The following is a 19,724-nucleotide window of genomic DNA, read 5'->3' as shown; positions in this document are numbered from 1 at the left end:
GAGAACCCATGCGCCGCCTGAACCAGGCCATGTCCATGCTGACAGGCCGCGAGCTTATCCTGCTCGCGGCGTGCGTGGTCCTGACCATCGCGTTTGCGTCCGCCTCACCCGTGTTCGCCACGCCGGAGAATGCCGCGACCATCATGCGCAACAGCGTCGAGCTGCTGCTGATCGGCCTTGGCATGACGCTGCTGCTTGCCATGGGCGGCATCGACGTTTCGATCGGTGTCGTCATGGGGCTGTCGGCCATCGCCGTCGGCCGTGCGCTCGGCGCCGGCCTCGATCCGGCTCTTGCCGCGGTGATCGGACCTCTGACCGGTGCTCTGCTCGGCCTTGTGACGGCAGCCGTGGTCGTGCTCGGCCGCATCCCTGCAATTGTCGGCACGCTCGGCCTGCTCGGCATCTACCGCACGGCGATCTTCGTGGTGCTGGGCGGGCAATGGCTTTCCGGCCTGCCGACAAGCCTCACCGAGATGCTCGGCGCCGGTCTTGGCGGCGTGCCGCTCTCCTTCTGGATGATCGCGCTGGCCTATCTTGCCGTATGGCTGGCCTTGCGGCGCACACCCTTCGGTCTGCATCTGCTTGCCATCGGCAACTCCGAGGAAAAGGCGCGGCTCGCCGGCATCTCCGTGACCAGGGTACGCTTTGCCGCCTTTGTCATCAGCGGCATGCTGGCCGGACTTGCGGCAACCTTCTACGTCGCGACCTATAGAAACGTCGAAATGAGCACCGGCAGCACGCTGGCTCTTGATGCGATCGCCGCGGTGGTGCTGGGCGGCACGAGCATTCTCGGCGGGCGCTGCTCCCTGATCGGAACCGTGCTCGGGGTGCTTTTGCTGCGCATCCTGCAGAACGGTCTTCTACTGGTTGGGGTGCCGTCGCTCTGGCAGACGGTCGTCACCGGCGGCCTGCTGATTGCCGTGCTCAGCCTCGAGGTCCTGGCCGGCCGCATGGCTTTCTCGAAACCGGGATGGGCCAGCAGATGAACCGCTTGCGCAGTCTTCACGGGCCGGCGCTGGTGCTGGCCATCCTCGCCGTCCTGTGGGTGGTGGTTCTTGGCGGTCTGTTCGTGCTCAAGCCGACGGCGCTGAGTGCCGCCACGGTGACCACGGTCCTCCAGTTTTCGACGATCCTGGCGCTCGCCGCCCTTGGCCAGGCGCTGGTCATCCTTGCCGGTGGAGCCGGCATCGATCTTTCCGTCGGCGGCACCGTCTCTCTTTCGGCGATCCTCGCCATGCTTGCGCTCAAGGCAGGAATGCCGCCCTTGTTCCTACCACTCGCCTGTATCGTCGCGGGGCTCCTACTCGGCCTTTTCAACGGTCTGCTGGTCACCCGCCTTGCCATTCTGCCGTTGATTGCGACGCTCGGAACCTTCTTTGCCTATTCCGGTCTGGCGCTGGCGCTCACCGGTGGCGCACCACAGCCGGGTGTACCGCAATGGCTGCTGCCGTGGGGGCGCGGCACCGTAGGCGGCATTCCGTTGCCTTTCGTCTCGGCGGCGATGCCGGCCTTTGTACTGGCCGGCATCGTGCTCGTCTTCACCGCCTGGGGCCGCTGGATCTATGCCATGGGCTTCAACGAACGCTCCGCGCGCCTGGTCGGCATTCCGGTCGATCGCACGCGTCTCCTCCTCTATGGGCTGAGCGGCATGCTAGCCGGCGTGGCGGGACTGGTGTCGCTGGCGTGGTTCGGCAGTGGCCGGCCCAATATCGGCCAGAACCTCGAGCTGGAATCGCTGACCGCGGCCATGCTCGGCGGCATAGCCATCTTCGGCGGCCGCGGCGGCGTCGGTGGCGTGCTCGCCGCGGTCGTCCTGCTGGTCACCCTCAAGACCGGGCTGCTGCAACTCAACGTCAACACGGTCTGGCAGGTCGGCATCGTCGGCGCGCTGCTGATCTTCGTGCTTCTCGCCGACCGCCTTTCACAACGCTGGAGATGATTGATGGCGTCCATCGAAGAAAGAATTTCCGAACAGGTCGAGGCACGTGGCGACCGCATTGTCGAGACGCTGAGTGCGCTGGTTTCCTTCCCGTCGATCGTCATGTCCGACCCGACCAAGGCCGGTCCAGGCGAACGCGACTGCCAGCTCTATCTGCAGGGACGACTGGAAAAGCTCGGCTTCACCACCGACCTGTGGGATCCGGACGGCCCGGCGCTTTATGAGAAATACAAGGGAAGGCCCGGCGCCAACAAGGGCCGCACCTTCGAGGGCCGGCCCAATCTCGGCGGAACACTGAAGGGTACCGGCGGCGGCAAGTCGATCATGCTGACCGGCCATATCGATGTCGTGCCGCCGGGCGCGCGCGAACACTGGCAGACCGATCCGTTCCAGCCCGTGCTGAAGGACGGTTTCCTGCATGGCCGCGGCACCGTCGACATGAAAGGCGGCGTCGCCTGCATGCTGATGGCCGTCGAGATCCTGAAGGAACTCGACGTACCGCTATCCGGCGATATCGTCTTCACCACCGTGGTCGATGAGGAGATCGGCGGCATGGGCTCGCTTGCCATGGTCGATCGCGGCTTCCACGCCGACGCCGGCATCATGACCGAGCCGACCGCCAACCGCATCGCGCCACTGTGCCATGGCATCCTTTGGGGGCGCATCATCCTCGACGGCATCGGCGGGCACGCCGAACTCACACCCAATGCGTGGTATTCGAGCGGACCCGTCGATGCGGTTCAGCTGTGCCGGCAGATGCTCGATGGCATCGATATCCTCAACCGCCGCTGGATGTTCGACCCCCGCAAGACACATCCGCTGATGGATATGCCGAACCAGATCATGGTGACGCAGATCAATGCCGGCGAGCACCCTTCCTCGACCGCCGGGCGCGCCGAGATCATCATCGACGCCCAGTATCTGCCGCATGAAAAAGATGAGTTCGGCCTGGGCGGTGCGGTCAAGCGCGAGATCGAAGAGCACGTCGCCAATGTCTGCCAGGCAGATCCGTACCTGCGCGCGCATCCGGCACGGGTGGAATGGATCCTCGACGCGGACTGTGCCGAAGTACCGGCCGACCATCCGTTCGTGCAGACCTTCCAGGGCGCGGTCGAAGCCGTCAGGCTGTCGCCGAAACTGTCGGGTTTCGGGGCGCACTCGGATATCGGCCTGCCGACAGGGCTCGGCAACACGCCGACCGTCAATTTCGGCCCGGGCGATCCGGCCCAGTCGCATCAGCCGAACGAACGCGTCTCGGTGCGTGACCTGATCGACTGCACCAAGGCCATCGCCCTGACCATTGAGCGCTGGTGTCGGTAGCAGGGGGCAAAGGCGACCCGCGAGGCAGCGGACGTGAAGAATCCGCGCCTCATCATTCATGCTGTTACCCAGCGTAGCGAACGCGTGGGCGGTGACGTCGCGCCTTGAACCATGCTGCGATGGGTTTCTCCAGCAATTCGTGGCAGACCAGCCCGGCAACGGTGCCGGCGATGATCGACAGCACGAAGGCAGGCAGCGCCGACAGGCCTGCTGTTCCGCTCGCCTTGACGACGACGGAGATCGCGATCGTGTGCCAGAGATAGATTGAGTAGGAGGCATCGCCGAGATAGGTCGGAACCCGCATATGCCGGACACGGCCGGCCTTCTCGAGACACAGCACACCGACCAGAAGCATGCCCGACAGGGGTGCGAGCGCAGCCGGCCCGAACGGAAGATAACCGAAGCCGACCAATGCAAAGCCGGCTACCGACACGACGATCAGCGGAACTCCCAGCGTGGCCGGCGGCATTCGGTCTGCCAGCCACAATTTGCCGATCGCCGCGCCGATGAGGAATTCCGCCATCAGCGGGCTTGTATAGGTGCGCAGCACCGCGCCATCCGGCTGCACGACCAGACCGAAGCCGACCAGTACGCCGAACAGCAATACCAATGCCAGGAACCGCCTCGCTGCCGGCAGGAACAGCACTGCCGCGAACAGGACGTAGAAAAACATCTCGTAGTTCAGCGTCCAGCCCTGCACCAACACCGGCCACGTCCCGCCATCGCTCGGCGACACGTGCGGAATGAAGGCGAACGAGCCGAAGACATGGAAGGCGGTGAGCTTCATCTTCGGGAATAGGCCAGCGAGGCCTCCTACCACCATCACGGCGGTCGCGATCCAGTAAAGCGGCACGATGCGTTCGATCCGCTCTCTCAGGAAAGCTGTTGGCGAGGGCTGCCGCGTCTCGGCCAGCACCCACATGATGAAGCCCGAGACGACGAAGAAAATGTCGACGCCCGCGGCGCCGATGGTGAAATGACCGCCATTGCGCTCGGCGGCATGGAAGACGACCACGCCCAGCGCAGCGACAGCTCGCAGGTACTGGATGCCGTAGAGCTTGTTCATGCCGTGCCCGGCCGCAGCAAGCGCGTCGCCGTGGCGATTTGGGGCGCGCGCTGCGGCAGCACCAGTTGCCCCGCCGCGTAATAGACCAGGAAGGAGCCGACGACATAAGGATTGATGACGTCCACCTCGACGAAGGAGCGGATCAGGAACATCACCGCGATGCCGAGCAGTGTGAACGAGGCCGGATCCCGCCGCGCATCGATCAGGCGAAGCAGCAAGCCGAAGGGAACACGGACCATCAGCACGGCGATGGCGAGGATACCGGCAAGGCCGAGTTCCACCAGCACTTCGATGTAGGTGTTGTGGAAATGGAAGCCGCTTCGCGAGCCGATATAGAATTCCTGCCAAAGTCGTTCGGCTTCGGAAAATCCCTGCACCCAATAGCCTTGATAGCCGACGCCGAACCAGAAGGACGGCATGGCGGCCTCCCAGCCCTGCTGCCAGAGATAGGTTCGGCCCGTGAGGGTCGAATCCTTGCCGAAGGCGCCAAGCACCGCATCGGCCGCCCCCATGTTGAGCCCGACAAAGACGAGAAGCAGGCCGAAAGCCATGCCGGCAACCAGGCAGCCCTTGCGGGCGGACGGTGAAAACAGCATCGCCAGCTTCAGGGAGATCAGCATGGCGAGCGTCGCTCCGATCGCAAGCACCGAGGTCGCCGACTGCGCCGCAAGCAAGGTGTAGGCACACAACAAGCCGCAGAAGATCGCCAGCAGGCGCCAGAGGCCACGCTCGTGCTGGACGGCGACGGCCGTGAACGCGAAGTAGATGCCGAGTGACGAGAACAGGCCAAGCTGGTTTTTCGACGAGAAAGCGCCGACAAAACTGTAGGTGCCGTCGATCGGATCCAGATTGTATTGTCCGAAGGCAATGGAAAACAGCACCACCATCAGGATACCGCCCAACGCACCGATGTTGAGCGTGCGCACCGAAATCGTGCGCGCCGCAATCAGTGCGCAGACGACATGCGACAGCAGTTGTATGCCGGCACGCGCCGTCACGCCGGGCGCTGCCGACCAGAACATGGAAAGGCAGGCGAGAACAGCGAATGCGATGATCCAGAAGACGCGGCGATAGTCGCCGAGCGCCCGCTTGTAGTCGACCAGCACAAGTGGCAGCCAGCAGGCATAATAGGCGAGAATCGAAACCTGTTCAAAGCGGGTGGAATAGGCGAACACGAAGATCGACACGGCGACAGCGACGGCGCCGTACCAGAAATTCCGTTCGGGATTCACAAGCAATGCTTTGGCGATCTTCACGACATCGTTCCGCTACACTCGCGTCTGAAGCTCGGCGCAACGCGTTTTTGAAAACCGATCCCGATTTTCACGCTGATGCGCTGGGCGCCGCGCGTCCTTTCAGGCACACGACGCCGGTCCAGCGGCTTCATCATACTCGGCTCTTGCGACGGCTCAGTTGGACGTTACGTTAGGACCGTCGATCTCGATCTTGACCACGTCACCGGGCAGGATCTGAGTGTTCTCGTCGGCTGCGACTTCGCTCGACTTGCCATCCTCGCCCGTCCGCACGATCGCGTAGCGGATGACCGGCTCCGTGCCATTGTTCGCCGTGCGCGCGGCATCCGGCGCCCGTGTCATCGCCTCGGTCATGAGACCTGAATACATGCCGACCTTGAAGCCCATCTCCTCAAGGTCGGCCTCGGTCTGTTGCCGGCTCTGAGCGACCTCGGTATCGCGATCGTTCTGCAGCTTGGTCGCGTCCTGCGTTGCCTTGGAGATGTCCTGCTTGGCGCGCAGGCTGGCGGTCTCCAGATCCAGCACCTTGCCCTCGAGTTCGGCACTTGTCCGTTCAAGGCTCATGATGCGCTGGTTGACCACGAGGCCCTTTTCGGCAAGACCGCTGATGCTCTTCAGTTCGTCCTTCGACAACTCGACCTGACGGTTCTGCGTGACGATCTTTTTCGAGAGCGATTCGATCTCCGACTGCAGCAGCTTCTTCAGGTCATCCAGCGCCGTGAGTTGCAGGCGCAGGCGCTTTTCGCGCGCTTCCTTCAGCGCAGTCTCGTCCGCCATAAGCTTGCGGCCGACATCGGTCTTGTTGAGCTCCGGCGGAAAATCGATCTGATCCTTGTTTTCGGCCTCGGCGATCAAGCGCGCGCGGCGTGCAAGCAGGCCATTCCGCTGCGCGATCAGGACATCGTAATTGCCTTGCGCCTGGATGAAGTCGCGCACACCGCCCTGCCCGCTGTCGGCGCGGCGCAGGCCGCCGGCGAGGCTCATCGCCTTCAGCACGGTCAACCCCGGCGCATAGGGGTATTTGCCGGGCGTCTGAACATCGCCGGCGAGGAAGACGGGACGAAATTCGGCGATTTCGACTGATGCCTCGGGCCGGTCGGGCAGACCGAGCTTCTGCTGCAGGCCGGCGGCAATGGCTGCCGCCACTTCGGTCGTGGTTTTGCCCTTGACGTCGAGTTCGCCGACGAAAGGCAGCGAAACCTCTCCGGCAGGGTTGACGCTGTAATCACCGCTGATGGTTGCCCAGTCGCGCACCGCGCCCTCGGCACTCTGCCATTCGGCAACCCGGATGCGCAGCTTGTCCATCGCATCGAGACGATAACCATCGGCGGCCATGGAGGCGGATGTCGCCATCAACATGAAACCGACACACAGGCCGTGGATAAACAGCCGTACAGACAAAGCTGCTCGAATATATCTCAAAGAATGCCGTCCTTCTTCTTGGACCTCCCGGAGGGAAGGTCCGATGAAAACCCGCCCGGCTGTCGCAAAAATCAATAACTACCGCGCGACGAGAACACCGCTGGGACCGTGCGGACGAGAATCTTCAAATCGAAGACAAACGACCAGTTCTCGACGTAGTGCTGATCGAAGGCGACGCGGGCGCCATAAGACACGTCGTTGCGGCCGCTGACCTGCCACAGGCCAGTCAGGCCTGGACGCGACTTCAAGTAGAATTCAGCCGCATTGCCATAGAGTTCGAGTTCGTCCTTCACCACGGGACGTGGACCGACAAAACTCATTTCGCCGCGCAGGATGTTGATGATCTGCGGCAGCTCATCAAGCGAGAGTTTGCGCAGTACGGCTCCGACACGTGTCACACGGGGGTCGTTCTGCAGCTTGCGGGTTGCGTTCCATTCTTCGCGATCTTGCGGGTTGCTGGCCAGATGTGCGGTCAACACCTCATCGCCGTTCTTCACCATCGTCCGGAATTTCCAACATCGGAACACCGTCCCGTTGCGTCCGATTCGTCGGTGGCCGTACAGGATGCTGCCGCCGCCATCCGTGGTCTTGACGAGCGCCGCCAGCATCAGCAGCAAGGGGCTGAGCAGGGCAATGCCTGCCAATGCGCCCAGAATGTCGAATCCGCGCTTGATCGCACCGCCTATCGCGGGAGGAGCCCCTTCGTCGGGCTGGCATGACAATCCGTTGGCCAATCTGGCGGCGTCTCTCATTTTGTTGCTCCGCAAAAAATGGTCAGGTCAACGATGCTGCACCGCAGCATGCGAACAATAGAGGGCTGGATATGTCACCTCTATGATGAAAATCGGTCGCAACGAGGAGACGGCAGTCATATTTTGTAACGATTCGAAACATTGCGGGTTCTCCTATGTTCGAACGCCGCATGAAATCTCACTTTTGTGTTTGATTTCCTTTATGTTTTCAATATTAAACTACAAAAATCACGCCAAGTTTCGGTATTTATCAAATTGTATTTTATTTCGCCATGAAGATGTCGCGAAGCTAACCAATAGTGCTAAAATAACAAGGAGAGCATCACTTCAGCTTTTGCAAGCGCAACCGGCTACGCGGACGTGTTGCAATAATATCTCCAGAGAACCCAAGGTAAACCATGACCATGGATGTGATCCCGCAGCGTGTTGCCTAGTGTTGCCGAAATTCCTATATTTGACGGCGTGCGGGCAAATGGGAAATCTGGGCTTCAAGCTTTGAAGAAAGCGAGTCTTGATTTCACCGGCTGAGGTGTAAGACCAGCGCCCGTCATGGCGGGAGACAGGTTTTGCCCAAGCGTTTCAACACGACGCGAAATCAGAATATCAGGAAGGGATAATATGTCCTTTCTGTTATTCCTTCGTGGTTTCATCGCAGTGTTGGTTGCATTCGCCGTAGCAAGCTATGCGATTACTCAATCGGCCTGGACAACTTTCATCCAGACGCTGATTTGTGCCGTTATCATTCAAGTCGGATATTTCATCGGCATTCTGGTCATGGTCTGGCGCTCGGGCGAGCCCGGGAAACGCGGAGAACCGCTGGCTCGCGGCGAGAATGTCGCCGCTTCCGCCACGGATATCCAGGCAAAAGGCGAAACCGCGCAGCTGCCTGGCGTGGGACGTTCCCCGCTGCCCTGATCGTTCAGGCACTCGAGCAAGCCGGCCACCCCTCAGACAGGGATTGTCATCAAATCGCCTTGCGTTTCTGCGAACAGGCAGTCATGGCGCAGGATCGTGGCTGCTAGCCACAAATCGGGCATGGGGATGCATCGGCTGCAAGCAAGCGGCCGCAACTGGAGTGTCGAGATGGCTTCATCCGCCACCGTCTGCGTCATCATCGCAGCCAAGAACGCTGAAACGACGATCGGACGTGCGGTCGCCTCGGCACTACGCGAAAAGCGGGTTTCCGAGGTCGTCGTGGTCGATGATGGCTCGGAGGATGCAACAGCCCAGGTCAGCCTGGAGGCCGATGATGCTACGGGACGGCTGCATATCCTTCGTCTCGACCGCAATCATGGACCGGCCCATGCCCGCAACCGGGCGATCGAACATTCCAAGGCCCCGCTGATCGCCATACTGGATGCCGACGACTTTTTCCTGGAAGGACGTTTCGATGCCCTGGTCGACGGTGAAGACTGGGACTTTGTTGCTGACAACATCGTTTTTATCGACAGCCGTGGCACGCATGGCACCGAACCGCACGTCCCATATTTCGAACCAGCCCCTCGCTTCCTGGACCTCGAAGGTTTCGTCGAGGGCAACATATCGAAGCGCGGCGCTTCGCGTGGCGAGATCGGGTTCCTCAAGCCCATCATGCGCCGCGCCTTCCTGGACACCAATGGCCTGCGCTACGACGAGCGCCTGCGGCTGGGCGAAGACTATGACCTCTATGCGCGCGCATTGCTGAAAGGCGCACGCTACAAGGTCGTTCACGGCTGCGGCTACGGTGCCGTCGTGCGCCCCGATTCGCTCAGCGGCAAACACCGGACCGGTGACCTCAAGCGGCTCTACGAAGCCGATCTGGCCATGCTGTCCGGCCCATTGCCGGCAACGGCAAGGACCATGCTGAGCCGCCATGAACGTCATGTCCGTGGCCGCTATGAGCTGCGCCATTTCCTCGACGTCAAGGCTTCTCGGGGCCTTGCGGGAGCCGGTATCCATGCCTTGCTGCGTCCCGCCGCGCTGCCGGCGATCGTTAGCGGCATAGTCGGCGACAAACTGGACGCCCGGCGGGCACGGCAACGGCCTGTCAGCGACGAGCCGGCACCGCCGCGCTATCTGTTACCAGCCCGTATCGGCGCTCAGAGATAGTCCCGCCGCACGTCAGCAAGCACTTCACGGAAACGATCCTTCTTTTCCGACAGCATCGCATCGCTGCTCAGCTGTGGCCGCGCCTTGCGCGCCTGCCACAATGCCAGTGTCGACGGCGCAGCCAACACCTGCTTGGCCACGGAGCGCAGCATCGACGGTGGCGGGTCGTTGCGCATTATCACCAAAGCATTTCCGCTTTTGCGCTCCAGAACTTCGGTATGATCGGGTCGGCCTGTATCGTGTACCATCGCTGCCGGCGTCTCGAAATCGAAGCCCCAGAATCGTGCTCCCTTGGTGACCGCCTCTGCCCGCGACGAGATCGGGATCTGTCGGGGTCTGTAGTCCACACCCAGCGACGTCGCCCAGTCGCGCCACTTGAACGAATTGATGGAGCGGGACGTCGTCACCGCCACCCACGGCACCCGGAAAGCGTCGGCCAGGATCGCGGCGTGCATTGATTCGGCCACCACCAGATCCGCCTGGGCGATCGCCCGGATCACCGACCTGGCTTCCCCGCATGGGTCGACATAGCCCAGTCCGGCCGCCTGGCAGACCAACGGCCAGATGCCGCCGACCGTCGATTCCCAATGCGGAACGAAGATCGCACCGCCGGTCCTTGGCAGATCGCGGAACTCCGGCATCTCGGCCACCATCACGGCAGGGTCGATTATGCCCAGTTCCGGCGCCAATCCAAGCTTCTGCGCCGTGAGCGGCCCGCGCACCGCGCGGGTATCCCATTCTTCCCTGTCGGACAGATCCGGCAGCGAGCCATAGCCAAAACCGCTACCGACGACGAGCTTCTTCACGCCGGCCGGCAGCAATGCCTGATTGAGCACGGTGCCGACCCCAACCAGAAGCACGTCGGGATGGACGTTGCGGAAGCCTGGCAAGAGGAAATCCCAGAGCCACAGGTTGAGATCGTCGCCAAAATTGCCGTGTGCGGATTCCCAGTAGAAAGGTTGCATCACAGGGTCCTATTTCGCGATCTTGGAAACGGCGAGATTGACGGCGCTGCGCAGGAGTTTCGGATCGCGCCAGGCCCACGCAGCCAGTTGCTTGAATTGCGGTGCCTTGCGAGCCTTCACCAGCCGCGCCTGTCCCCACAGCGCCTGATTGCGTGCCGTCTGCTTGTAGTTCTCGATCGACGCACGGTCTTCGGCAACATGCTGAAACCGGCTTTCCAGCTGGTCGAGCGCCACCCAGGTGTTGAACTGCTGTTTCAGGAACTGCGGCGAATCACTGTCCAGCCCATGGAAGATGTTGATGCCTTCGCCGCGTACGGCGCCGAAGCTCTCGGAAAGCACCGTGCGACGGGAGCTTCTCACGCAGTCGTAGAAGAAGAGCACGTCTTCGGCTGCCAACCGCAACGAGGCATCGAAGCGAACCTTGCGGAACAGGGCCTCGCCGATAACCATGCATGACAGGTGCATGAAGCTCCAGTTCTTCAGCATGGTTGCGCCGAGCGCCGGGACCTCGACCAGAGGCGGCTGCTCGGAAAGACGGACCACCTGCGTCACAGCGGCCAGGTCGACCACCCCGAAGTGGTAATAGAAGGCATCGCCACCCTTGATCGAGGCCCAGTAACAATCCGCCTCAAAAAGTGATAGGCCTGCCACGGCATTCTTCAGGTGGTCGGGGGTCCACTCGTCGTCGGAATCGAGGAAGGCGGCATAGTCAGTGTCGGCGCCGATATGATCCAGACCGGTGTTGCGTGCACCGCCCGGTCCTGCATTCGGTTGTTTTACAACGGTTATTCGCGCCCGCTCGGCGGGGCTGAGGTTTTCGAGATCGCCTTCGGCCGGCAGCGGAGAAGCATCGTCGACGACAATCACATCGAAATCCGGATGCGTTTGCGCGAACACGGATCTCAGTGCGCGGGCCAGGATTCCCGGCTCTCGCTGGTAGTAAGGAATGATGACAGTGCATTTCGTCATTTTTTCGCGCCTTCAGGAGTTTAGGAACCCGCGCAAGTGGTTCCGATGATTCCGGTCGGTGCCCCCGTCCAGAGCTCGCTGACGCACGGCCCGCTCGTTCAAACAAACGGTGCTCGTCACATGCCGGCTGCTTTTAACCTGAAAAGCGTGACAAAACATGTCGGCCGGAGCGAGCCTCCCAAGACCAGTACATTCGGGCTGAAATTTGTCGCCTCTCCGGCGATGTCCCGCGAACCCATCGCAGCAATCGAAAAGGATTGATCCCCGTGACCAATATTCTCGTCGTCGGCGGCGCCGGATACATCGGATCCCACACCTGCCTGGACCTGGCCGGGCGAGGTTTCACACCGGTGGTCTATGACAATCTGAGCAACGGTCACGCTGAATTCGTGAAATGGGGACCGCTGGAGCGCGGCGATATCCGCGACCGCGAGAAGCTTGCCGCAGTGATCGAGGCGTATCGACCGGCTGCAATCGTGCATTTCGCCGCTCTCATCGAAGTCGGCGAATCGGTGAAGGCGCCGGCTGCCTTTTATGACAACAATGTCGCGGGCACCCTCTCCCTGATTCTTGCCGCCCAGCAGGCCGGCATCGACAAGCTGGTCTTCTCGTCGACCTGTGCCACGTACGGCTTGCCGGTCGATGTCCCCATGCGGGAGACGCATCCGCAGAACCCGATCAATCCTTATGGCCGCTCCAAGCTGATCGTCGAGCAGATGCTGTCCGATCTGGATCGTCATCAGGACTTCCGCTCGGTAGTCCTGCGCTATTTCAATGCCGCGGGAGCCGATCCCGAGGGGCGGATCGGCGAACGGCATTCCCCAGAAACGCATGCCGTTCCGCTGGCCATCGACGCAGCGCTTGGCCGTCGCGACGGCTTCAACGTCTTTGGCACCGACTATGACACGCGCGACGGCACCTGCGTGCGCGACTTCATCCACGTCTCCGATCTCGCCGACGCGCATGGGCGCGCCGTCGAATATCTGCTTGGTGGTAGCGAAAGCGTTGCGCTCAATCTTGGCACCGGCACCGGAACCACGGTGCAGGAATTGCTGACGGCGATTGCGACGGAAGCGGGCAAGCCGTTCCCGATTCGCCGCGAAGGACGCCGCCAGGGTGACGCTCCCGTTCTGGTCGCCGACAACGCCAAGGCAAGGTCAGTGCTGGGCTGGAGGCCCAGGCATGACCTCGGTTCCATCGTCCGCACCGCCTGGCAATGGCATGCCTCGACGGGGCTGGCTGCGGCAGAGTAAGATCGTCGCAGTGGGCGGGTAGGGTTGCGAACGGCAGGAGAAGGGACCGGCCATGGCCTTATTCAAATTCAACGCACGCAAGCCGTTCCGCGTCCGGAGCCTGCGGCGGGACCGTGAGACCGACGCAACCCGCGCCGCCCGACTGCTTGGACTGGTCGAAGGGTTGCGCAAGGAGATCGAGCGTGAAAGGGACGGCCTGCGTGATCGTCACGAAAGCATCTCGGCTCAGGCTGCCTTCTCGCAGCAGGCTCTCGAAGACGGCCAGGACACATCGATGTCGCCGGTCATCAATGATCTCACCGATGTGATGATCCGCTATTCGGCACGGATCGCTGCTCTCGAGAAACAGATCGATTTTGTTACCAGCCTGCGCGCGCAGGCCGAGCTGTTTCCCTATGAAAATGAAGACATCGCGACCGCAGCGCCCACTCCTCGTCGGCGGCTGGCTTAACCGACGATCACAAAAAGTTACCGCATCGATGGCAGGAATATGGATTGGCGTCACATTGTGATCCGCTAATCTATTCTATGTGCATTGCAACATTCGCCCGAAATTGACGCGGGTCCGCCGCCCTGGTGAGCACCCAAAACGAAAGTAGCAAGCGGTATGGCTGCAAGTGTGAGAATACCGGCGCGAGCCGGCCTGAACTGTTGTCTGGTGGTGGCGTCGGTATTGTCCGCGTCCATGGCTGGTATCGTTCCAGGCCGTGCTGAAGATCAAAAAGAACCTAAGGCGACGGGCAAGTCTTTCGTCGAGAACTTCGACAAGCTCGACAAGAAGCGCTGGTATGTTTCCGACGGCTGGTCGAACGGCGACCACCAGAATTGCACCTGGTCGGCCAAACAGGTGAATGTCTCCGATGGAACCCTGAAGCTCGGCTTTCAGGCTGAACCAAGCAAGGGCCGCAGCAATGTCTGTGGCGAGGTGCAGACCAACAAGCGCTTCAGCTACGGCACTTTCGAGGTCCGCATGAAGGCTGCGGCGGGGTCCGGCCTCAACACCGGTTTCTTCTCCTTCATCGGTCCGGTCCACAAACAGCCGCACGACGAGATCGACTTCGAAGTGCTGGGCAAGGATCCTTCGAAGGTCCAGGTCAACCAGTATGTCAACGGCAAGAGCGTCGGCTCGGCCAAACTGGTCGATGTGCCTGGCGGTGCCGACAAGGAATTCCACGACTACGCCTTCGTGTGGCAGCAGGATCGCATCGCCTGGTATGTCGACGGCAAACTGGTCGAGGAAGCCACCGACCCGGCAAAGCTGCCCAGCCATCCTGCCAAGATCTATCTCAGCCTGTGGGGCAGCGACACGCTGAAATCCTGGATGGGCACCTTCTCCAGCCCTCCGCAGCAGATCATCGCCGAGGTGGATCGTGTCGCCTACACAGCCCCCGGCGACGCCTGCCAGTTTCCGGAATCGATCGTCTGCAAGCTGAACAAGAGCACGCAGTGAGCGCGGTCTTTCATCCGCGCCCCGTGGCGCTGCTACACCCGGGACGATTTCAAGGAATTGTTGCATCTGCCGATGGAGGCCAACCACCCGTTAGGCGCGACCTTTGCTTCAAAATCGCCGCAACAATTCTTCGAAATCGCCCAAGCTGACGGTCCGGCCATGCTGAACATCCTCTACCTGGTCCACGATCTTTGCGACCCGGCGGTACGCCGGCGCGTGACGATGCTCCAGATCGGCGGTGCCACCGTGACGCTGGCGGGTTTCCGCCGCGCCGAGACGGTGCCGGATTTCGAAGACCTGTCGCCAATCGATCTTGGCGTCACTGCCGATCGCGCTTTCGCCCAACGCGTCGCGGCCGTCGCCAAGGCGGCCTTCTCGCTCGGCACCAGGCTTGGCACGATCCCGAAACCGGACATCATCATCGGTCGCAACCTCGAGATGCTGGCCCTGGCCAACCGGGCGCGCAGCATTTTCGGTGGTTCCGCACCGATCGTCTACGAGTGCCTGGACATCCATCGTTTCCTTCTCGACACAGGCGCCGTTGGAAGAACGCTGCGTGGCGCCGAACGGCTCTTCAGCCGCGATGCGCAGTTGTTGCTGACCAGCTCTCCCGCCTTCGTTCGTGACTATTTCGAGGCTTTCGGCCAGACCCGGGCGCCAGCTGTGCTGCTGCAGAACAAGATGCTCGACCTGAGCGGCAAACCGGCCCAGCCGGCGAAGCTGCCGGCCCCGCCCGCGAACGGCCAACCCTGGAGGATTGGCTGGTTCGGCGCATTGCGCTGTGCCAAATCGCTGAAACTGCTGGCAGACTTCACGCGCCGCATGCAGGGGCATTTCGAGGTCCTGTTGCGCGGCCGACCGGCACGCGTCGAGTTCGACGATTTCGACGGCTTCGTGCGTGCCGAACCCCACCTTTCGTTCCAGGGTGCCTATCGCAACCCGGACGATCTCGCCGCCATCTACGGCGAGGTGCATTTCTGTTGGGCCATCGACTTCTTCGAGGAGGGCCTGAATTCGAGCTGGCTGCTGCCGAACAGGCTTTATGAAGGCTGCCGCTTCGGGGCGGTGCCGATCGCGATGAAGGGAACCGAGACGGCACGTTTCCTTGCCGACCGCCACATCGGCCTGCTGCTTGACGAGCCATCCGTCGAGAACCTCTCTGCATTGGTGGGCGACATCGACACCGACACTTATCTCGAGCGCCGAGGCAAGATAACCGCTCAGGATCTCGGCACCTGGATCTGTGTTCCGGATGACTGCCGTTCGCTGGTGACACGACTGGGTCGTCTTGCCGGCAAGGAACAGCAGGACATCCTGCTGGGAGTTGCGGCATGACAGCCCTCGACACGAAGATGGCTGCCGTCCCTGCAAGCGAGGAGGCACAAGTCGCAAGCGGAGCAGCCGCTCGGTGCATGGTGGTGATTCCTTGCCTGAACGAGGCCCGGCATATCGGCGCCCTGCTGACCGAACTTTCCGAACCTGCCGAGCGGAACGATCTGCGCATTGTCGTCGCCGATGGCGGCAGCACCGATGGCACCCGCGACATCGTTCGCGAGATCGCTGATCAAAACCCCCGCGTCGTCCTGCTCGACAATCCACGACGCCTGCAGAGCGCCGCCGTCAATCAGGCGGTCGCCGCCTATGGCGGCGAAGTCGATTTCTTCATCCGTATCGATGCCCATGGCGGTTACCCGGCAAACTATTGCGACCGTCTGATCGAGGAGGCTGCGGCCACCGGCGCCGACTCGATCGTCGTCTCGATGGCGACAAAGGGATTCGGGCTGTTCCAGAAGGCGACCGCGGTCGCGCAGAATTCGAAACTGGGCAATGGCGGCTCACCGCATCGCGAGGGTGCGCCAGGCCACTGGACCGATCACGGCCACCATGCGCTGATGCGCGTCGAGGCCTTCCGCGCCGTCGGCGGTTATGACGAGAGCTTCAGCCACAACGAGGATGCCGAGCTGGATTACCGGCTTCGTGCCGCCGGCTATCGCATATGGATGACTGACAAGACCTTCATGACCTACTATCCGCGTGCCTCGGCATCCGCGCTGTTTCGCCAGTATCTCGGCTACGGCCGCGGCCGGGCTCGCAACATCCTGAAGCACCGCACCTGGCCGAAACTGAGACAGGCGATTCCGCTTCTGGTCTTTCCGGTTGTTGTCGGTGCTTCGCTGGCGTTCCTCAGCCTGTCGGCCCTCGTTCCCGCCGGCCTTTGGATCGCAGCCTGTCTCGGCTACGGCGCCTGGATGGCGATCGGACAGCGCAATCCCTACGGCCTGCTCGCTAGCCTCAGTGCCATGATCATGCATCTCGCCTGGTCGATGGGTTTCTGGCTGCAGCTTCTCGGTTCATGGAAACGCGGAGAGGCAGCGTCGTGACCCAGAATGGCTTGCCCCCGTCACCGAAGATCCAGGTCGACGTCTGCGTTTGCACCTATCGCAGGCCCTATCTGGCGGAAACCCTGCGCTCGCTCAGCGCGCTTGAACGGCCGTCCAATGTCCAGGCCCGCATCATCGTTGCCGACAACGATACAGCGCCCAGCGCGCAGGAGTTGACGGCATCGCTCGCGCCGATCCTGCCCTTCGAGCTGACCTATATCCATTGCCCGGCGTCCAACATCTCGCTGGCGCGCAACGCCTGCCTCGATGCCGCCGACGGCGACTTCGTCGCCTTTGTCGATGACGATTCCACGGTGACGGCCGGCTGGATGGCGGCACTGATGCAAATTGCCGAGACCACCGGTGCCGATGCCGTGCTTGGCCCGGTAAGATCGATCTATGCCGCAACCGCCCCCGGCTGGATGCGTCGCGGCGATTTCCACTCGACCAATCCGGTTTGGGTCGATGGGCAGATCCGCACCGGCTACAGCGGCAATGTGCTTCTACGCCGCGCGTCTCCCCATGTCGAAGGACGACGTTTCAATCTTTCGCTCGGCAGGACCGGCGGCGAGGACACTGAGTATTTTTCGCAGCTTCATGCGGACGGCGGACGCATCGCCTATGCTGAAGATGCGCTGGTGCTCGAACCCGTTCCCGAGGAACGCGCCCGGCTGCAATGGCTGGTCAAACGCCGCTTCCGCTCGGGCCAGACCCATGGCAGGCTGCTCGCCAGCCAGCAGACGGGCAGAAGGCCGCTGCAGATCGGACTGGCGGCAGCCAAGGCCGCTTATTGTTTTGCGAGTGTCGGCGCTTTTGTTGCTGTTGCGCACAGACGCAACCGCCAGGCACTTCGCGGCATCATGCATGTCGGGGCGATCAGTGGGCTGCTCGGGGTCCGTGAAATCAGCCTCTATGGTGACCAGCCAGCGAGAGGGCGCACCCATGCAGCCTGACGTCAGCTTCGTCATCGCGGCCTACAACGCCGGGAACTCGGTTGCACGCGCCATCGAGAGCGCGCTCGATCAGCGCGACGTGTCGGTTGAAGTCGTGGTCGTGGACGATCGCTCAAGCGATCGCACGGTCGAGATCGCCCGCGCTTTTCCGCCGGAGCTGGTCAAGGTGATCGCGCTGGACCAGAACCGTGGCCCCGGCGGCGCGCGCAACGCCGGCCTGGAAGCCGCCCGCGGTCGCTGGATCGCAGTGCTTGATTCCGATGACACCGTGCATCCGCAACGCCTGCGGCGCATGATCGCGAAAGCCGAGGCACAAGGTGCCCAGATCGCTGTCGACAATCTCGAAGTGGTGCGCGACGGCGAAGGCACCCGCGAAGCGATGTTCGAAACCAAGCTTCTCGAGGCCCATTCCGAACTCGCGCTCGCCGATTTCATCGCCGCCAACATCATGTTCGAAAGCACCTTCTCCTTCGGCTACATGAAACCGATCTTCGAACAAAGCTTCCTGGAACGACACCAGCTGCGCTACGACGAGACCCTGCGGATCGGTGAGGACTATATCTTCCTGGCTTCGGCCATGGCCAAAGGCGGCCGCTGCGTCGTCGAACCAGGCGTTGGTTATGCCTATCACATCCGCGAAGGCTCGATCTCGCGCGTACTGGAACTACGGCATGTCGAGGCGATGCTGAGGGCGGATGCTACCTTCCTCGAACAGCATAGGCTGGATCCGCGTGCCGCCGCCGCGCAGACACGCCGCACCCGCAGCCTCAGACAGGCAGCATCCTTCCTCAAGCTGGTGCAGCATCTGAAGGCGCGCGCGCCGATCCTTGCCGCAGCCACGGCGCTGCGCGATCCGGCCGCACTTCGGCATCTGGGCATGCCGATCGCGGCGCGATTGCGCCGGCTGGCGGCAACCTTGCAACCTGGCCGGACATCATCGGAAGCCGGCTGAACAAACCACTTTTGAAATTGGGCGGAGGGGCTCGATTTGCAAACAGGGATGACGTGATGAAAAAGGTGAGAAAAGCGGTGATACCGGTTGCCGGTTTGGGCACGCGGTTCCTGCCGGCCACGAAGGCCATGCCGAAGGAGATGCTGACGGTGGTGGACCGCCCCGTCGTGCAGTATGCGGTGGACGAGGCGCTGGAAGCCGGCATCGAACACATCGTCTTCGTCACCGGCCGCAACAAGCATGTGATCGAGGACTATTTCGACATCCAGCCCGAGCTGGTGGAGACACTGACGCGCTCCGGCAAGAACGAACAGCTGGCGTCGCTGACCCGCATGCAGCCGCAGCCGGGTACGATTTCCTTCACCCGCCAGCAGGCGCCGCACGGCCTGGGCCACGCGGTGTGGTGCGCCAGGGATATCGTCGGCGACGAACCCTTCGCGCTTCTGTTGCCCGACATGGTCTCGTTCGGCGATCGTGGCTGCCTTGCCGGCGCCATGGACCTCTATCTTGAAACCGGCGGCAATGTCGTCGCGGTCGAGCAGTGCGATCCGCTGGAAACCGGCAGCTACGGCATCGTCGGCAAGGGGGCCGGTGTCGGCGCGGGCTTTACCATCACCGAAATGGTGGAAAAGCCGGCGCCGGAGGCCGCCCCCTCCAATCACTACATCAACGGCCGCTACGTGCTGCAGCCCGAGATCTTCGACATTCTTGGCACGCAGGAACGCGGCGCCGGCAATGAGATCCAGCTTACCGACGCCATGGTACGGCTGTCGGAGAGCCAGAAATTCTATGCCTCTCCGTTCGAAGGCCGCATGTTCGATTGCGGTTCGAAGGACGGTTTCATCCAGGCCAACGTCGCCTTCGCGCTCGCGCGCAAGGACATTTGCGACCTGGTGTTCGAACCGATCGAGGAGATGATCGCTTCGCAGGCACGTCGCAGCCGCGCCGCCTGACGCGCATC

19 protein-coding genes are annotated in these 19,724 nt (G+C 62.1%); 13 read left to right on the top strand and 6 right to left on the bottom strand.

All coding sequences use genetic code 11. The features are described from left to right. The first annotated feature begins 8 nt into the window (after nt 1–8). The 3 genes from ACFWYE_RS12400 to ACFWYE_RS12390 are packed head-to-tail and all read left to right on the top strand — an operon-like array spanning nt 9 to nt 3,259. Nucleotides 9–986: an ABC transporter permease gene (locus ACFWYE_RS12400; RefSeq protein WP_379111672.1), complete on the top strand. Its 978-nt coding sequence runs from the start codon at nt 9–11 to the stop codon at nt 984–986. Then, complete coding sequence (locus tag ACFWYE_RS12395; protein WP_379111671.1) at nt 983–1,939, top strand: ABC transporter permease; 957 nt, start codon at nt 983–985, stop codon at nt 1,937–1,939. Before ACFWYE_RS12400 ends, ACFWYE_RS12395 begins: the two co-directional genes overlap by 4 nt. Before the next feature lie 3 nt (nt 1,940–1,942). Continuing rightward, nucleotides 1,943–3,259: a M20 family metallopeptidase gene (locus ACFWYE_RS12390; protein WP_379111669.1), complete on the top strand. Its 1,317-nt coding sequence runs from the start codon at nt 1,943–1,945 to the stop codon at nt 3,257–3,259. A 64-nt stretch (nt 3,260–3,323) separates the two neighbouring features. On the opposite strand, the gene ACFWYE_RS12385 is transcribed toward ACFWYE_RS12390, so the two are convergent. The 4 genes from ACFWYE_RS12385 to ACFWYE_RS12370 all read right to left on the bottom strand — a co-directional run bounded on the left by ACFWYE_RS12385 (nt 3,324) and on the right by ACFWYE_RS12370 (nt 7,752). Continuing rightward, nucleotides 3,324–4,325, bottom strand: coding sequence for an acyltransferase family protein (locus ACFWYE_RS12385; RefSeq protein WP_379111667.1), 1,002 nt, complete (start codon nt 4,323–4,325; stop codon nt 3,324–3,326). Continuing rightward, entirely contained in the window at nt 4,322–5,581 is a 1,260-nt protein-coding gene (locus ACFWYE_RS12380; RefSeq protein ID WP_379111665.1) for an O-antigen ligase family protein, read from the bottom strand. Before ACFWYE_RS12380 ends, ACFWYE_RS12385 begins: the two co-directional genes overlap by 4 nt. A gap of 153 nt (nt 5,582–5,734) precedes the next feature. Then, nucleotides 5,735–6,937, bottom strand: coding sequence for a polysaccharide biosynthesis/export family protein (locus ACFWYE_RS12375; protein ID WP_379111981.1), 1,203 nt, complete (start codon nt 6,935–6,937; stop codon nt 5,735–5,737). A gap of 134 nt (nt 6,938–7,071) precedes the next feature. Continuing rightward, nucleotides 7,072–7,752, bottom strand: a complete 681-nt coding sequence (locus ACFWYE_RS12370; RefSeq protein ID WP_379065579.1) for a sugar transferase — start codon at nt 7,750–7,752, stop codon at nt 7,072–7,074. 618 nt (nt 7,753–8,370) lie between these two features. On the opposite strand from ACFWYE_RS12370, the gene ACFWYE_RS12365 reads away from it, so the two are divergent. Next, on the top strand, nt 8,371–8,667 hold the full coding sequence (locus ACFWYE_RS12365; protein WP_379111663.1) for an exopolysaccharide production repressor protein: 297 nt from the start codon (nt 8,371–8,373) through the stop codon (nt 8,665–8,667). Nucleotides 8,668–8,835: 168 nt separating this feature from the next. Further along, a complete protein-coding gene (locus tag ACFWYE_RS12360) occupies nt 8,836–9,840 on the top strand; it encodes a glycosyltransferase family 2 protein (protein WP_379111662.1) in 1,005 nt (334 codons plus the stop codon). Here the strand turns inward: ACFWYE_RS12360 and ACFWYE_RS12355 are convergent. Then, nucleotides 9,831–10,805 carry a polysaccharide pyruvyl transferase family protein gene (locus ACFWYE_RS12355; RefSeq protein WP_379065574.1) on the bottom strand — a complete coding sequence of 325 codons (975 nt, stop codon included), beginning with the start codon at nt 10,803–10,805 and terminating at the stop codon, nt 9,831–9,833. The genes ACFWYE_RS12360 and ACFWYE_RS12355 overlap by 10 nt on opposite strands. A gap of 9 nt (nt 10,806–10,814) precedes the next feature. Continuing rightward, a complete protein-coding gene (locus ACFWYE_RS12350) occupies nt 10,815–11,774 on the bottom strand; it encodes a glycosyltransferase family 2 protein (protein ID WP_379111661.1) in 960 nt (319 codons plus the stop codon). 260 nt (nt 11,775–12,034) lie between these two features. On the opposite strand from ACFWYE_RS12350, the gene galE reads away from it, so the two are divergent. The 8 genes from galE (at nt 12,035) to ACFWYE_RS12310 (ending at nt 19,716) form a co-directional block, all read left to right on the top strand. Continuing rightward, the gene (galE, locus tag ACFWYE_RS12345) at nt 12,035–13,027 is read left to right on the top strand and encodes a UDP-glucose 4-epimerase GalE (RefSeq protein ID WP_379111979.1); all 993 of its coding nucleotides are present in this window, start codon (nt 12,035–12,037) and stop codon (nt 13,025–13,027) included. A gap of 52 nt (nt 13,028–13,079) precedes the next feature. After that, nucleotides 13,080–13,478: a hypothetical protein gene (locus ACFWYE_RS12340; protein WP_379111659.1), complete on the top strand. Its 399-nt coding sequence runs from the start codon at nt 13,080–13,082 to the stop codon at nt 13,476–13,478. Nucleotides 13,479–13,634: 156 nt separating this feature from the next. Next, nucleotides 13,635–14,477, top strand: coding sequence for a glycoside hydrolase family 16 protein (locus ACFWYE_RS12335; RefSeq protein ID WP_379111658.1), 843 nt, complete (start codon nt 13,635–13,637; stop codon nt 14,475–14,477). A 159-nt stretch (nt 14,478–14,636) separates the two neighbouring features. Beyond that, the gene (locus ACFWYE_RS12330) at nt 14,637–15,812 is read left to right on the top strand and encodes a glycosyl transferase family 1 (protein WP_379111656.1); all 1,176 of its coding nucleotides are present in this window, start codon (nt 14,637–14,639) and stop codon (nt 15,810–15,812) included. Between the two features lie 17 nt (nt 15,813–15,829). Then, a complete protein-coding gene (locus tag ACFWYE_RS12325) occupies nt 15,830–16,858 on the top strand; it encodes a glycosyltransferase family 2 protein (RefSeq protein ID WP_379111977.1) in 1,029 nt (342 codons plus the stop codon). Beyond that, nucleotides 16,855–17,811 (top strand): glycosyltransferase, encoded by a 957-nt coding sequence (locus tag ACFWYE_RS12320; RefSeq protein WP_379111654.1) that lies wholly within the window; start codon nt 16,855–16,857, stop codon nt 17,809–17,811. Before ACFWYE_RS12325 ends, ACFWYE_RS12320 begins: the two co-directional genes overlap by 4 nt. Continuing rightward, on the top strand, nt 17,801–18,763 hold the full coding sequence (locus tag ACFWYE_RS12315) for a glycosyltransferase family 2 protein (protein ID WP_379111652.1): 963 nt from the start codon (nt 17,801–17,803) through the stop codon (nt 18,761–18,763). The genes ACFWYE_RS12320 and ACFWYE_RS12315 overlap by 11 nt, the downstream gene beginning before the upstream one ends. A gap of 56 nt (nt 18,764–18,819) precedes the next feature. After that, on the top strand, nt 18,820–19,716 hold the full coding sequence (locus tag ACFWYE_RS12310; protein ID WP_379065560.1) for a UTP--glucose-1-phosphate uridylyltransferase: 897 nt from the start codon (nt 18,820–18,822) through the stop codon (nt 19,714–19,716). The last annotated feature ends 8 nt before the right edge of the window (nt 19,717–19,724 follow it).

The sequence above is a fragment of the Mesorhizobium sp. NPDC059025 genome, assembly GCF_042739655.1.
Classification (GTDB): domain Bacteria; phylum Pseudomonadota; class Alphaproteobacteria; order Rhizobiales; family Rhizobiaceae; genus Mesorhizobium.
This window is presented reverse-complemented; position numbering and strand designations above follow the sequence as displayed.